General features: G+C 73.8%; 16 protein-coding genes. 10 read left to right on the top strand and 6 right to left on the bottom strand.

All coding sequences use genetic code 11. The features are described 5' to 3' along the window. Positions 1-27: 27 nt before the first annotated feature. Positions 28-426, bottom strand: a complete 399-nt coding sequence (locus ACFY7E_RS02795; protein ID WP_389479958.1) for a hypothetical protein — start codon at positions 424-426, stop codon at positions 28-30. A 117-nt stretch (positions 427-543) separates the two neighbouring features. On the opposite strand from ACFY7E_RS02795, the gene ACFY7E_RS02790 reads away from it, so the two are divergent. Next, a complete protein-coding gene (locus ACFY7E_RS02790; protein ID WP_389479955.1) occupies positions 544-1,176 on the top strand; it encodes a uridine kinase in 633 nt (210 codons plus the stop codon). A gap of 193 nt (positions 1,177-1,369) precedes the next feature. Here ACFY7E_RS02790 and ACFY7E_RS02785 read toward each other — a convergent pair whose 3' ends face one another. Next, complete coding sequence (locus tag ACFY7E_RS02785) at positions 1,370-2,134, bottom strand: SigE family RNA polymerase sigma factor (protein ID WP_389479952.1); 765 nt, start codon at positions 2,132-2,134, stop codon at positions 1,370-1,372. Between the two features lie 169 nt (positions 2,135-2,303). Between ACFY7E_RS02785 and afsQ1 the strand changes: the two genes are divergently transcribed. From afsQ1 to ACFY7E_RS02760, 5 genes are all read left to right on the top strand, one after another. Further along, on the top strand, positions 2,304-2,981 hold the full coding sequence (gene afsQ1 / locus ACFY7E_RS02780; protein ID WP_185893284.1) for a two-component system response regulator AfsQ1: 678 nt from the start codon (positions 2,304-2,306) through the stop codon (positions 2,979-2,981). Then, positions 2,978-4,507, top strand: coding sequence for an ATP-binding protein (locus ACFY7E_RS02775; protein ID WP_389479949.1), 1,530 nt, complete (start codon positions 2,978-2,980; stop codon positions 4,505-4,507). Before afsQ1 ends, ACFY7E_RS02775 begins: the two co-directional genes overlap by 4 nt. Continuing rightward, positions 4,504-5,157 (top strand): hypothetical protein, encoded by a 654-nt coding sequence (locus ACFY7E_RS02770; protein ID WP_389479946.1) that lies wholly within the window; start codon positions 4,504-4,506, stop codon positions 5,155-5,157. Before ACFY7E_RS02775 ends, ACFY7E_RS02770 begins: the two co-directional genes overlap by 4 nt. A gap of 49 nt (positions 5,158-5,206) precedes the next feature. Next, entirely contained in the window at positions 5,207-5,788 is a 582-nt protein-coding gene (locus tag ACFY7E_RS02765) for a VanZ family protein (RefSeq protein ID WP_389479943.1), read from the top strand. Positions 5,789-5,878: 90 nt separating this feature from the next. Beyond that, positions 5,879-6,082, top strand: coding sequence for a PspC domain-containing protein (locus tag ACFY7E_RS02760; protein ID WP_389479940.1), 204 nt, complete (start codon positions 5,879-5,881; stop codon positions 6,080-6,082). 107 nt (positions 6,083-6,189) lie between these two features. Here ACFY7E_RS02760 and ACFY7E_RS02755 read toward each other — a convergent pair whose 3' ends face one another. After that, the gene (locus tag ACFY7E_RS02755) at positions 6,190-6,552 is read right to left on the bottom strand and encodes a hypothetical protein (protein ID WP_389479938.1); all 363 of its coding nucleotides are present in this window, start codon (positions 6,550-6,552) and stop codon (positions 6,190-6,192) included. Positions 6,553-6,736: 184 nt separating this feature from the next. Continuing rightward, positions 6,737-7,891 carry an adenosine deaminase gene (locus tag ACFY7E_RS02750; RefSeq protein ID WP_383434268.1) on the bottom strand — a complete coding sequence of 385 codons (1,155 nt, stop codon included), beginning with the start codon at positions 7,889-7,891 and terminating at the stop codon, positions 6,737-6,739. Positions 7,892-8,079: 188 nt separating this feature from the next. Between ACFY7E_RS02750 and ACFY7E_RS02745 the strand changes: the two genes are divergently transcribed. Further along, a complete protein-coding gene (locus ACFY7E_RS02745) occupies positions 8,080-8,853 on the top strand; it encodes an alpha/beta hydrolase (protein ID WP_389479934.1) in 774 nt (257 codons plus the stop codon). Between the two features lie 37 nt (positions 8,854-8,890). Here ACFY7E_RS02745 and ACFY7E_RS02740 read toward each other — a convergent pair whose 3' ends face one another. Then, positions 8,891-9,862 (bottom strand): LysR family transcriptional regulator, encoded by a 972-nt coding sequence (locus ACFY7E_RS02740; RefSeq protein WP_389479931.1) that lies wholly within the window; start codon positions 9,860-9,862, stop codon positions 8,891-8,893. A gap of 62 nt (positions 9,863-9,924) precedes the next feature. Between ACFY7E_RS02740 and ACFY7E_RS02735 the strand changes: the two genes are divergently transcribed. The 3 genes from ACFY7E_RS02735 to ACFY7E_RS02725 all read left to right on the top strand — a co-directional run bounded on the left by ACFY7E_RS02735 (position 9,925) and on the right by ACFY7E_RS02725 (position 13,058). Beyond that, positions 9,925-11,184, top strand: a complete 1,260-nt coding sequence (locus ACFY7E_RS02735) for an MFS transporter (RefSeq protein WP_389479928.1) — start codon at positions 9,925-9,927, stop codon at positions 11,182-11,184. A 111-nt stretch (positions 11,185-11,295) separates the two neighbouring features. After that, complete coding sequence (locus tag ACFY7E_RS02730) at positions 11,296-12,003, top strand: L,D-transpeptidase family protein (RefSeq protein ID WP_389479925.1); 708 nt, start codon at positions 11,296-11,298, stop codon at positions 12,001-12,003. Positions 12,004-12,086: 83 nt separating this feature from the next. Further along, entirely contained in the window at positions 12,087-13,058 is a 972-nt protein-coding gene (locus tag ACFY7E_RS02725; protein WP_389479922.1) for a sigma-70 family RNA polymerase sigma factor, read from the top strand. Here ACFY7E_RS02725 and ACFY7E_RS02720 read toward each other — a convergent pair. Next, entirely contained in the window at positions 13,047-13,337 is a 291-nt protein-coding gene (locus ACFY7E_RS02720) for an STAS domain-containing protein (protein WP_389479919.1), read from the bottom strand. The two genes, ACFY7E_RS02725 and ACFY7E_RS02720, sit on opposite strands and share 12 nt — an antisense overlap. Positions 13,338-13,361 lie beyond the last annotated feature (24 nt).

Raw genomic sequence — 13,361 nt, 5'->3', positions numbered from 1 at the left:
GGGGCCCTTCGCGCACCTGCCTCCGCGTTACGGGAGCAGCCCCTGCGACAGCGGGCCGACCACCGGCAGGTCCGCCACGGCCCCGCCCTTCGTGAGGTGGTCGGTGACCAGGTTCGTGCCGACCGGCTTGAAGTCGGCGACCTGGGTGCCGAGTCCGTTGTCGAGGGGGTCGACTCCGGTGCCGGCCAGCGGGTTGAGCTTGAGCTGGGTCAGCGGGCCCAGGGCGTAGCCGACCCCGTCGAGCGCGCCCGTGCCGGCCGCGCCCGTGTCCGTCCTGGTCAGTCCGTCGAGCGGCAGCGGCACCGGGGCGGCGGCCTGGGCCCCGGCCCCCGCGCCGACCAGCGCGGCGCCCGCCGCCGTGACGGTGAGTCCGGCCTTGAACAGGGCGCTGCGACGGGAGCTGCTGGGGGCTGCGTGACGCGCCATGGCGTTCCTTCCAGGGGGTGTTCGGGCGGACACCGACAGTAGTGGAGGTGTGACGCCCGATACCAACCCCCTCCCTGAGGGTCCCCTGCACGGGGGAATGCCTCACACTGGTGTTCCGTGAGTTCCCAACCGATCCCGACCCGGGTCGTCCTGCTGACGGGCCCCTCCGGCTCCGGCAAGTCGTCCCTCGCCGCCGTCACCGGCCTCCCGGTCCTGCGCCTCGACGACTTCTACAAGGAGCACGACGACCCGTCGCTCCCGCTCGTCGACGGCAGTCCGGACATCGACTGGGACTCGCCGCAGTCCTGGGACGCGGACGCCGCCGTCTCCGCCGTCGTCGAGCTGTGCCGTACGGGGCGGACCGACGTCCCCGTGTACGACATCGCCACCAGCTCCCGGACGGGCCGGGAGGGCCTCGACATCGGGCGGACCCCGCTGTTCGTGGCGGAGGGGATCTTCGCGGCCGAGATCGTGGCCCGCTGCCGCGACCTCGGCGTGCTGGCCGACGCGATCTGTCTGCGCGGCCGCCCCTCGACGACGTTCCGCCGCCGGCTCGCCCGCGACCTCAGGGAGGGCCGCAAGTCGGTGCCGTTCCTGCTGCGCCGCGGCTGGCGCCTGATGCGGGCCGAGCGCGTGATCGTGGCCCGCCAGGCGGAGCTGGGCGCGCACCCCTGCGCCAAGCCGGAGGCCCTGGGCCGGCTGGCCGCCGCGGCGGCGGGCCGCCACCGCACCCCGGCCACCCGGCCGTAGGCGTTCCCCGACACGGCAGAAGCGGACCGTACGAGACCCCCGGGCCCGTACGATCCGCTTCTTCCTTTTCCCCCGTACCCCCGTACGGTCCCCCCGTGTTCCCCCGTACTCCCCCGCGGGCCCCGTTTCCCCCGTGGGCCCCCGGGGGTCCTTCCCCCCTGCTTTCCCCCGCTTCCCCCGTTCCCCCCAGCCTTCAGGCCACCAGCTCGCCGAAGGACTCCTCCTCGTCACGGCCGAAGCTCAGCACCTCGTCCTCGCGCAGTCGCCGCAGCGAGCGCCAGATGCTCGACTTCACCGTGCCGACACTGATGTCCAGGATCTCCGCGATCTCCGGATCGGTCCGGCCCTCGTAGTACCGCAGCACCAGCATCGTGCGCTGGAGCTCGGGCAGCCGGGCCAGCGCCTGCCACAGGACCGCGCGCAGCTCGGTGCCCCGCATCGCGTCCGTCTCGCCGACCGTCTCCGGCAGCTCCTCGGTGGGGTACTCGTTGAGCTTGCGCCGGCGCCAGGCGCTGATGTGCAGATTGGTCATGGTCCGGCGGAGGTACCCGCCGACCGCGGCCTTGTCGCTGATCCGGTCCCAGGCGCGGTACGTGGAGAACAGCGCGCTCTGGAGCAGGTCCTCGGCCTCGAAACGGTCACCGGTGAGGTGGTAGGCGGTGGCGTACAGGGAGGCCCGACGCTCCTGGACGTAGGCCGTGAACTCGGCCTCCGAACAGCCGGAGCGTTCCCCCGTGGCCTCCCCGTACACCGCTCCCCCGTCAGCGACGGCCACCATGTACGGCGCCTTGCGCTGACGCCCGACGCTGCGAACGCACCCCCGTCCTCCGCCGAGCTCTCGGCTTCGCTCGGGCAGGGAGGCACCCCCGTTCTGCGCGCCGGACTTCTCCGTGCTCCGCACGACGTCGTGGAGACGCGTGACAACTGCGCTTGAGCTGGTGCTGTGCAGTGCGTTCATCTCGCGCCCCCCGTCGGCTGGAGTGTGTTTCGGTCCGTGTGCCAAGAAGCTTGCCGCCGGGACTTCATGGCGTTGTCCGCCGACTGTCACAGGCGTGTCACAGGGCCCGTCGCGGAAGCGTGGTCCCTGGCGGTCGAACTCGGACGGCCGCATGGGACAGAATGCTGCCGTGCCTTTTCTGTTGCTGATCGAGGACGACGACGCCATCCGCACGGCCCTCGAACTGTCCCTGTCCCGGCAGGGTCACCGGGTGGCCACCGCCGCCACGGGCGAGGACGGCCTCCAGCTGTTGCGCGAGCAGCGGCCGGACCTGGTCGTGCTCGACGTCATGCTGCCCGGCATCGACGGCTTCGAGGTCTGCCGGCGGATCCGCCGGACCGATCAGCTGCCGATCATCCTGCTGACGGCGCGCAGCGACGACATCGACGTGGTCGTGGGCCTGGAGTCCGGGGCGGACGACTACGTCGTCAAGCCCGTGCAGGGCCGGGTCCTGGACGCCCGCATCCGGGCCGTACTGCGGCGCGGGGAGCGGGAGTCGACGGACTCGGCGACGTACGGCTCGCTCGTCATCGACCGGTCGGCGATGACGGTCACCAAGAACGGCGCGGACCTCCAGCTGACCCCGACCGAGCTGCGGCTGCTCCTGGAGCTGAGCCGGCGGCCCGGGCAGGCGCTGTCCCGGCAGCAGTTGCTGCGGCTGGTGTGGGAGCACGACTACCTGGGCGACTCGCGGCTCGTGGACGCCTGTGTGCAGCGGCTGCGCGCCAAGGTGGAGGACGTGCCGTCCTCGCCGACCCTGATCCGCACCGTGCGCGGCGTCGGCTACCGGCTGGACGTCCCTGCGTGAGCAGAGGGATCCTCGCGCGGCTGCGCCTCTCCAGCCTGCGCCTGCGGCTCGTCGTCGTCTTCGCCCTGGTCGCGCTCACCGCGGCCGTCGCCGCCTCCGGCATCGCGTACTGGCTCAACCGCGAGGCGGTCCTCACCCGTACCCAGGACGGGGCGCTCAACGACTTCCGGCAGGAGATGCAGAACCGGGTGGCGACGCTGCCGCTGCGGCCCGGTCAGGACGACCTGCGGCGGACCGCCGAGCAGATGGCGAGCGGCAGCGCCGGCTACCAGGTGCTGCTGCTCGGCGAGCGGGACGAGGGCAAGCCGATCGTGGGCGCCTCGAACCCGGACGACTTCACCCTGGCCGACGTGCCGCGCACGCTGCGGGAGGCCGTGGACACCGAGCGGCCGGTGACGGACGCCAACCCGTACCCGTACCACCTGTTCTGGCAGCGCACGGAGCGGGGCGGGACGCCGTACCTGGTGGGCGGGGTGCGGATCGACGGCGGCGGGCCCGCCGGTTACATGTTCAAGTCGCTGGCGGCGGAGAAGGCCGACCTGAACTCGCTGGCCTGGTCGCTGGGGATCGCCACCGCGCTCGCGGTGGCCGGTTCGGTGCTGCTCGCGCAGGTCGCGGCGACGACCGTGCTGCGTCCGGTGCACCGGCTCGGGGAGGCGGCCCGGCAGCTCGGCGAGGGGAAGCTGGACACCCGGCTGCGGGTGACCGGCGCCGACGAACTGGCCGACCTCACCCGGACGTTCAACGGCGCGGCCGAGTCGTTGCAGAAGAAGGTCGCGGACATGAGCGCGCGGGAGGAGTCCAGCCGGCGGTTCGTGGCCGACATGTCGCACGAGCTGCGGACCCCGCTGACCGCCCTGACGGCCGTCACGGAGGTCCTGGAGGACGAGCAGGACTCCCTGGACCCGATGATCGCGCCGGCGGTGGCGCTCGTGGTGAGCGAGACCCGGCGTCTGAACGACCTGGTGGAGAACCTGATGGAGGTGACCCGTTTCGACGCGGGCACCGCCCGGCTCGTCCTCGACGAGGTGGACATCGCCGACCAGATCACCGCGTGCGTCGACGCGCGCGCGTGGCTGGACGCGGTCGAACTCGACGCGGAGCGCGGGATCGTGGTGCCGCTCGATCCGCGCCGGCTCGACGTGATCCTGGCGAACCTGATCGGGAACGCGCTCAAGCACGGCGGTTCGCCGGTGCGGGTGTCGGTGCGCACGGAGGACGGGGAGCTGGTCATCGCGGTCCGCGACCACGGCCCCGGCATCCCCGAGGAGGTGCTGCCGCACGTCTTCGACCGCTTCTACAAGGCCAGCGCGTCCCGGCCGCGGTCCGACGGCAGCGGGCTCGGCCTGTCGATCGCCATGGAGAACGCCCTGATCCACGGCGGTTCGATCACGGCCTCGAACTCGGTGGGCGAGGACGGGAAGGCCGACGGCGCGGTGTTCGTGCTGCGGCTGCCCCTGGACGCCTCCGGGATCACCAGTGAGGTCAGGACCCGCAGCGGGCGGGGCGAGGTGGAGGAAGCGTGAGGCGCCGTACCTTCGGGCGCGCGGCGGGCGCGGTCGCGCTCGCCGCCCTGGTCGCCGGCTGCGGGATCAGGACGACGTCGGTCCCGGTGGACGCGGGTGCGGCCCCGTCCCGGGTGCCGTGCAGCACGGCCGACGACGGGACGGCGGCGACCTCGGCCGGGGGCGTGCCGGTCCGGGTGTTCCTGGTCTGCGGCTCGCAGCTGGAGCCGGTGGACCGCCGGTCGCCGCCGCCGGAGGGGAAGGCCGGCGCCGATCCGGTGCGGACGGCCCGGCTGCTGCTCGCGCAGCTCCTCGCCGCGCCCCCGGAGGGCGAGCGGCGGGCCGGTTTCACGACCGCGGTGCGCGGTCCGCTGACGGTGGGTGACGGGCGCCGGGACGACCCGGCGGGCACGCTGCGGCTGAGCCGGCAGCCGGAGGACCTGACGCCGGTCGCGCTGTCGCAGCTCGTCTGCTCCTTCGCGGAGAGCGCGGCGGGGGCGGGCGACCGCACGGTCCTGCTCGGCGGCCCCGGTCCGTACGCGCCGAAGCGCTACCGGTGTACGGCGGAGCTGCGCGAGCGTCCGGAGTCCGCGCCGCCGACGGCCCCGCCGCCGACCGCCTCGGCCTCGGGGCCGGTACCGGGGTCGTCTCCCGGGGCCACGACCGGCTGAGTCGCCGGGCGGCGGAACCGATTCCGCTCCGGGGGGCGTCTTGGGGGGCGTGCAGCGTCAAGGTTCGGGCGGCAGTGCCGCCGTGGTCGTCCGCGTGACGGGGTTCGTCCTCCTCGTCGCGTATCTGCTGCTCGTCGCCTGGATCAGTCTGCGCCCACGGGACGTGGCCTGGGTGACCGCGCCGAACACGGTGCCCCTGGACGGCCTCCGGGCCGATCTCGCGCTGGGTTCCGCCGAGGCGGTCCGGCTGATCGGCGAGGGCCTGCTGCTGCTCGCCCCGCTCGGGGTGCTGCTCCCGATGGCCGACGGGCGGCTCGACGTCCCCGGCTGGGCCTCCCTGGTCCGGACGGCCGCCGCCGGGGCCCTCGTGTCGCTCGCGGTGGAGCTGTTGCAGACCGCGGTGCCGGGGCAGGTCGTGGACGTGGACTCGGTGTTCCTGAACACGGCGGGCGTGGTGCTTGCGCACCTCCTGCTCGTGCCGGCCGGGCGGGCCTGGCTGCGCCGCAGGTCGCGGGCGGGCCGGGCGGGCGGCTCCGGGGGGACCGGTCGCGGCCGGGGTTCCGCCCTGCCGCGGAGCGAGGGTTCTCAGGGTGCGACCCCGACGATTCCCAGGGTTCCGATCGCCCGGTAGACCGACGCTCCGTCCCCCTCCCCGGCCGCAGTATGGAGTCATCGGGAGCCCGACGGAGCGGCTCCCGGACCGACCCCGAAGGAGCCCACCATGGCCGCACTCATCCGCCCCCGTGACGGACGCGTGATCGGCGGGGTGTGCGCGGCGCTCGCCCGGCGCTTCGGCACCTCCGCGACGACGATGCGCGTGGTCTTCCTGGTGTCCTGTCTGCTGCCGGGCCCGCAGTTCCTGCTGTACCTGGCGATGTGGCTGCTGCTGCCGTCGGAGCGGAAGGCGGCGGCGGGCGCCTGGTAGGCGTCGGCCCGCGCGCCGAAGGGGCGCGCGCCCGGGAAGGTTCCGGGTGCGCGCCCCTTCGGCGTGGGCGCGTACGGGGTCGTCCGCACGGGGCCCGGCGGGCCGGGTCAGCCGAGCGGCAGGCCGTTCAGGGGGAGGCCGCCGAGGAGCCCGCCGAGCGGGGTGGCGCCGAGGCTGCCGGTGGCGGCGTCGAGCGGCAGGTTCCGGGTGCCCTGGCCGACGGCGGCCGGAAGGGTCGTGGTGGCCTGGTCCAGGCCCTGGCCGAGGACGCCCTGGCCGACGTCGAGTCCCTCGGCGGCGTCGGCGGGGAGCTCGCCGAGGCCGTCGCCCAGCGGCACGGTCTGGGTGACCAGGCCGAGCGCGTCGGGGGCGGCGGGCAGGGCCGGGGCGGCGGAGGCCGTACCGGCGGCGGCGGCGGCGAAGGCGGCACCGAGGGCGACGGCGCCGAGCTTCTTGGCGGACTGCTTCATCTGGGAAACTTCCTTGGGGAATCCGGGGGCTTCGGGAAAGCCGTGCGGGGAAATCCGGGGAACGGGAGAGGTCAACGCAGAGCGGCTCTGCAACCTAACCAGCGGGGAACCCCTCCGCAAACACCGGAAAGCGGCCGGGTGTCGTGCCGCCCCGGCCGTCTCCGTCCCTTCCCAGGGTCCCCGCTCAGCCCTCCGTACCGGAAGGTCCGCTGGTCGCGGCGGTCTGCTGGAACAGCCATTCGGACCGGAGTTCGGCGTAGCCGGGCTTGATGACCTCATTGATCATGGCCAGTCGTTCATCGAAAGGAATGAACGCCGATTTCATCGCATTGACCGTGAACCACTGCATGTCGTCGAGCGTGTATGCGAACGCCTCGGTCAGCAGCTCGAATTCGCGGCTCATGCTCGTGCCGCTCATGAGGCGGTTGTCGGTGTTGACCGTGGCGCGGAAGTGCAGGGTGCGCAGCAGGCCGATGGGGTGCTCGGCGATCGAGGCGGCGGCGCCGGTCTGGAGGTTGGAGGAGGGGCACATCTCCAGGGGGATCCGCTTGTCGCGGACGTAGGCGGCGAGCCGTCCCAGCTTCACCGGGCCGTCGTCCGCGACCTCGATGTCGTCGATGATCCGGACGCCGTGGCCCAGGCGGTCGGCGCCGCACCACTGGAGCGCCTGCCAGATGGAGGGCAGCCCGAAGGCCTCTCCCGCGTGGATCGTGAAGTGGTTGTTCTCCCGCTTGAGGTACTCGAAGGCGTCGAGGTGGCGGGTGGGCGGGTAGCCGGCCTCGGCGCCCGCGATGTCGAAGCCGACGACTCCGGAGTCGCGGTAGGCGTTGGCGAGTTCGGCGATCTCCAGGGAGCGGGCGGCGTGCCGCATGGCGGTGAGCAGGGCGCCGACCCGGATGCGGTGGCCGCCCTCCCTGGCCCGCCGCTCGCCCTCGCGGAAGCCCGCGTTGACGGCCTCCACGACCTCTTCGAGGGTGAGGCCGCCCTCCAGGTGCTGCTCGGGGGCGTAGCGGACCTCCGCGTACACGACGCCGTCCTCGGCGAGGTCGACGGCGCACTCGGCGGCGACGCGGAAGAGGGCCTCCCGGGTCTGCATGACGGCGCAGGTGTGCGCGAAGGTCTCCAGGTACCGCTCCAGGGAGCCGGAGTCGGCGGCCTCCCGGAACCAGACGCCGAGCTTGTCGGGTTCGGTCTCGGGGAGGTTCTCGTAGCCCTGCTCGCGGGCGAGTTCGACGATCGTGCCGGGGCGCAGCCCGCCGTCGAGGTGGTCGTGGAGCAGCACCTTCGGGGCGCGGCGGATCTGGTCCGCGGTGGGGACGCTGTGGGTCTGGCTCGTCATTGCCGCACTCTAGCCCCTACGCGCGTAGAGCGCCCCCCGTGGCACTCCCCTTCCCGTACGCGCGCGTCGGCGCCCCCGGGGCTCGAACGGGCTTGCCGGGCACGTCCGTTCGAGGAGGCGGGCGGCGATACGCAACAGTGACCGTCCGTACGACCGGCGTACACCTCCGCTTCTGAGACTGTTCTGCCATGGCGCACTTCGCACTCGTGGGGCCGCCCGACGCACGGAGACCCCGGCTCGGACGGTCCGTCGCAGGTTCCGGCACGTCGGCGGTGGGCGGCGTGGTGCTGCTCCTCCCGGACGGCGAGCCGTCGTCGAGGCGCCGGGCCTCCGCGCGGGCCCACGCGGCGGTGCTCCCGCTCGGGCGCGCCCTGGCGCGGGCGGGCCGGGCCGAGGGGCTCGTCGCGCACGTGGTGCGCTACCGGGCGCGCGGCTGGAACGGCGCGGACGCGGACCTCGCGGCGGACGCCGCCTGGGCGGTCGCGGAGGCGGTACGGCGCTACGGAGACGTCCCGGTCTGCCTGGCCGGGCACGGGCTCGGCGGGCGGGCCGCGCTGCGGGCGGCCGGGGCGGACGCGGTCGGCGCGGTCCTGGCGCTCGCCCCCTGGCTGCCCGAGGACGACGTGGCGGCCGAGCCGGAGCCGGTGCGGCAGCTGGTGGGGCGCCGGGTGCTGCTCGTGCACGGCACCAACGACGCCCGTACGGACCCGGAGCTGTCGTTCCGCTTCGCCCAGCGGGCGAAGAAGGCGAACCGGGAGACCTGCCGCTTCGAGGTGCACTCGGACGGCCACGCGCTGCGCCAGTACGCGGACGAGGTCCGGGCCCTGGCCGCCGACTTCGTCCTCGGCGCCCTCTTCGCCCGGCCGGTCGCCCGCCCGCTGACCGACGCGTTCGCCGCGCCGCCGCCGCTCGGTCTGCGGATGCCGCTCGCGGCGGGGTTCGGGGGCGCGCGGCGGAGGTGACGGCCTCACGCAGGGGGCGAGTCCGTGCGGTACGGGCTCACGCCGGGGGCGAGGGCTCCTTCGGGAGCAGGTGGCCGCGCCGGCTCAGGAGGAACTTCTTGAAGGCGGCCACCGGGGCCGTGTCCGGGTGGCCGTCGAGCCAGGCGACCCCGATCTCGCGGACCGCGCGCGGAGCGGTGACGGTCAGTTCGACGACGCCGGGCCGGGGCACGGCCGGCGGGGGCAGCAGGGCGACGCCGAGCCCGGCGGCGACCAGGCCGCGCAGGGTCTCGGCCTCCTCGCCCTCGAAGGCCACGCGGGGCTTGAACCCGGCCTCCGCGCACAGGTCGTCGGTGATGCGGCGCAGCCCGTACCCCGGCTCCAGGGTCACGAAGGTCTCGTCGGCGGCCTCCGCGAGCCGCACCCGCTTGCGGGTCGCGAGCCGGTGGTCGTCCGGGACGACGAGCCGCAGCCGCTGCTCGTCCAGGCGCCGGGCCACCAGGTCGGGCGCGTCCGGCACCGGCGAGGTCAGGCAGAGGTCGAGGTCGCCGGCCCGCAGCCGCTCGATCATGGCCTCGCCGTAGTTCTGGACCAGGGTGAAGCGGACCCGGGGGTGGTCGACCCGGAAGGCGCGGATGAGCCCGGGGACGGTCTCGGAGCCCATGGTGTGCAGGAACCCGAAGGCGACCCGCCCGGCGGCCGGGTCGGCGTCGGCCCGTACGGTGTCGGCGGCCCGCTCCACCTCGGCGAGGGCCCGCTCGGCGGCGGCGAGGAAGCGGCGGCCCGCCGGGGTGAGGGAGACCGTGCGGCCCCGGCGGGCGAAGAGGGTCACGCCGAGGTCCCCTTCCAGGCGGACCATCGCGCGCGAGAGCGTGGACTGCGGGACGCCCATCTCGGCCGCGGCCCTGGTCACGTGCTCGTGCCGGGCGACGGCCGCGAAGTACGCCAGCCGGGGCGCGAGCAGCAGTCCCATGTCTTCTTCGTTACTACTCGATGACAGCCGGGGCTGTGACCTGTACTCATGCACCATGGGAACGATTACAGCAGTTCCGTGCATTGGACGCATGAAAGGCGTCGGCCTACGTTCGTGGCATGCCTTCCGCCAGTACCAGGGCGGCCGCCACCCACGCGTCCGCCGACACCCGTCTCGCCCCCGGCGCCCCCGGCCACCGCCGCATGAGCCTCGCGCTCTTCGCCGCCGGACTCGCGGCCTTCACCCTCCTCTACTCCACGCAGGCCCTCCTCCCGGCGATCTCCGCCGAGTTCGGCGCCACCGCCTCCGCCGCCTCGTGGACGGTCTCCGCCGCGACCGGCGCCCTCGCCCTGTGCGTCCTGCCGCTCAGCGCCCTCTCCGAGCGCTTCGGCCGGCGCACGCTGATGACCGTCTCCCTCTCGGTCGCGGTCGCCCTGGCGCTCCTGGTGCCGCTCGCCCCGAACCTGGAGTCCCTGGTCGTGCTGCGCGCGCTCCAGGGCGCGGCGCTCGCCGGGCTCCCGGCCTCCGCGATGGCGTACCTGGCGGAGGAGGTGCGGCCCAAGGCGCTCGTCGGCGCGATCGGCCTCTTCGTGGCGGGCAACTCCATCGGCGGGATGAGCGGCCGGATCGTGTCCGGCTGGGTCGCCCAGCTGTGGGGCTGGCGCGCGGGCGTGGCCGCCGTGGGCCTGCTCTCCCTGGTGTGCGCGCTCGCCTTCCGGGCGCTGCTGCCGAAGGCCCGCCACTTCACGCCGGGCACGCTGAACCCGAAGGCGCTGGCCCGGACCGTGCGCGGCCACCTCGCCGATCCTCTCCTCCTGCGGCTGTACGCGATCGGCGCCCTGTTCATGACGGTCTTCGGCGCGGTGTACACCGTGATCGGCTACCGCCTGGTGGAGGCCCCGTTCTCGCTGCCGCAGGGCGTGATCGGCTCGATCTTCCTGGTGTACCTGGTCGGTACGGTCTCCTCGGCGGCGGCCGGGAGGCTGGTCGGGCGGCTCGGCCGGCGCGGGGCGCTCTACCTGGCGGTCTCCACCACGGCCGCGGGCCTGCTGCTCTCGCTCTCCGACGCGCTCGCGGCGGTCCTGGCGGGCCTCGTCCTCATCACGGCCGGTTTCTTCGCCGGTCACGCGGTCGCGTCCTCCTCGGTGAGCCGCACGGCGAGGACGGGCCGGGCGCAGGCCTCGGCGCTGTACCAGTCGGCGTACTACCTGGGCTCCAGCGCGGGCGGCACGCTCGGCGCGGTCGCCTTCCACGCGGGCGGCTGGGCCGGCACGGTCCTGATCGGTCTGGTCGCGGTCCTCGGCGTCGTCTCGATCACCCTGTACGGCACGCACAGCGCGCGCGTGGAGGCGCGGCGGATCCGTCCGGCGGCCGCCTGAGGCGCGGGGGCGGCCCGCCTGTGACGCAAGCCCCTCTTTCGCGGGCGGACCGCAACCGACAGACTCCCCCGTACGTCTTCGAGAACAGGACTCCAGGGGGTGCAGAGGATCATGAGGGAAGTCATACGCCGGACGGGCCGGAGGGCGGTCGTCACGGCCGGTCTGACGGCGCTGGTGGTGCCGCTGACGGTCGCGCTCGGGACGGGGACGGCCGAGGCCGCCTCCTGCAACGTGACGACCGGGCCGTACCAGAAGCAGGTCGAGAAGTTCCTGGGCCGGACGGTCGACGGGCGCCAGTCGTCCGCCGACTGCAAGGCGATCCAGGCCTTCCAGAAGAAGCACGGGATCACGCCGTCCGCCGGGTACGCGGGGACGATCACCTGGCGCACGATGAACACGATGCTCCAGCAGAAGGCGGCCGGGAAGAACCCGAACAAGGACCGCAAGTGTCCGACCAATAAGGGCCGGATCGCCTGCGTGGACCTGACGCGGCAGCTGAGCTGGATCCAGGACGGCGCCACGCTGAAGTACGGCCCGGTGCCGGTGCGCACGGGCAAGGACGGGACGGAGACCCGTACCGGCCTGAAGAAGATCTACTGGCGCAGCATCGACCACTGGTCGACGCTCTACGACGTCTCCATGCCGTACTCTCAGTTCTTCGACGGCGGCCAGGCCTTCCACTCGACCACCAAGTCGATGTGGAACCCGCCGGGCTCGGGCGGCTGCGTGAACATGACGTCGGCCGACGCGAAGGCGTACTGGAACCTGCTGCGCAACGGCGACGACGTCTACGTGTACGGGCGCAAGCCGGGAACGTGACCCCGGCTGTCAGTGCGCTGCGGTAGCTTCGCTCTCATCGGCATCGGACGGGTGCCGGTGAGGGCGAGTGGGGTGTGGACCCGATGAGTGACACCGTGGCCGTGACGACCGAGGAACTCGACAAGTACCGCCGTGAGCTGACCGGTTACTGCTACCGGATGCTCGGCTCCTCCTTCGAGGCGGAGGACGCGGTGCAGGACACGATGGTGCGGGCCTGGAAGGCGCTCGACTCCTTCGAGGGCCGCTCCTCGCTGCGGTCCTGGCTCTACCGGATCGCGACCAACGTCTGCCTCGACGCGCTGAACGCGGGGAACCGGCGGGCGCGGCCGATGGACCTGACCTCCCCGACGCCGGTGGAGCGGGCGCAGCTCGTGAAGCAGCCCGAGATCACCTGGCTGGAGCCGGTGCCGGACGGCCGGGTGCTGCCCTCGGTGGCGGACCCGGCGGAGGCGGCCGTCTCCCGGGAGACCGTGCGGCTCGCGTTCGTGGCCGCGCTCCAGCACCTGCCGCCCAAGCAGCGGGCGGTCCTCATCCTGCGCGAGGTCCTCGCGTGGCGGGCGAGCGAGGTGGCGGAGCTGCTCGACACCTCCGTGGCCTCGGTGAACAGCGCGCTCCAGCGGGCCCGCGCGACCCTGGCCGAGCAGGCGCCGGCCGCCTCCGACCCGGCGGACCCGCTGGACGAGGAGCAGAAGGCGCTCCTGGAGCGGTACGTCGCCGCCTTCGAGGGCTACGACATGAAGGCGCTGACCGCGCTCCTCCACGAGGACGCGACGATGTCCATGCCGCCGTACGACCTGTGGCTCCGGGGCCACGACGACATCGTGGGCTGGATGCTGGGCGTCGGCGAGGTCTGCGCGGGCTCGAAGCTGGTGCCGACCGTGGCGAACGGCTCGCCGGCGTTCGCGCAGTACCACCCGGACCCGGCGGGCGGTTTCGGTCCGTGGGCGCTGATCGTCCTGGAGCTGCGGGAGGGCAAGGTGGCGGGGATGGACTTCTTCCTGGACACCGAGCGCTGGTTCCCGCTCTTCGACCTGCCGGCGAGGCTAGAGGCCTAGCATCTCGTCCAGTCCGGTGAGCCGGAGCAGGGCCCGCAGCTCGGGGCCCGCTCCGTGGAGCCGGAGGCGGTGGCCGTGCCGGGTCGCCGCCAGCCTCAGCCGGGCCAGGGTGTCGACGGCGGCGAGCCCGGCGGGCGCGAGCGCGCCGGCCTCGCAGACGACCTCGGCGGGCGGGGCGGCGGCGAGTTCCGCGCAGAGGCGCTCGACCTCCTCCCGCCCGGGCCGGGCGGTCAGGGTCACGACGAGGGGCCGGCTGGTGCCCGGCTGACTGGTGTCCACGTCCGGTGAGACCGGGCGGGGGGC

The sequence above is a fragment of the Streptomyces sp. NPDC012825 genome (assembly GCF_042900925.1).
GTDB lineage: Bacteria > Actinomycetota > Actinomycetes > Streptomycetales > Streptomycetaceae > Streptomyces.
Note: the sequence above shows the minus strand (reverse complement) of the source record. Positions and strands in the feature narration are given on the sequence as shown.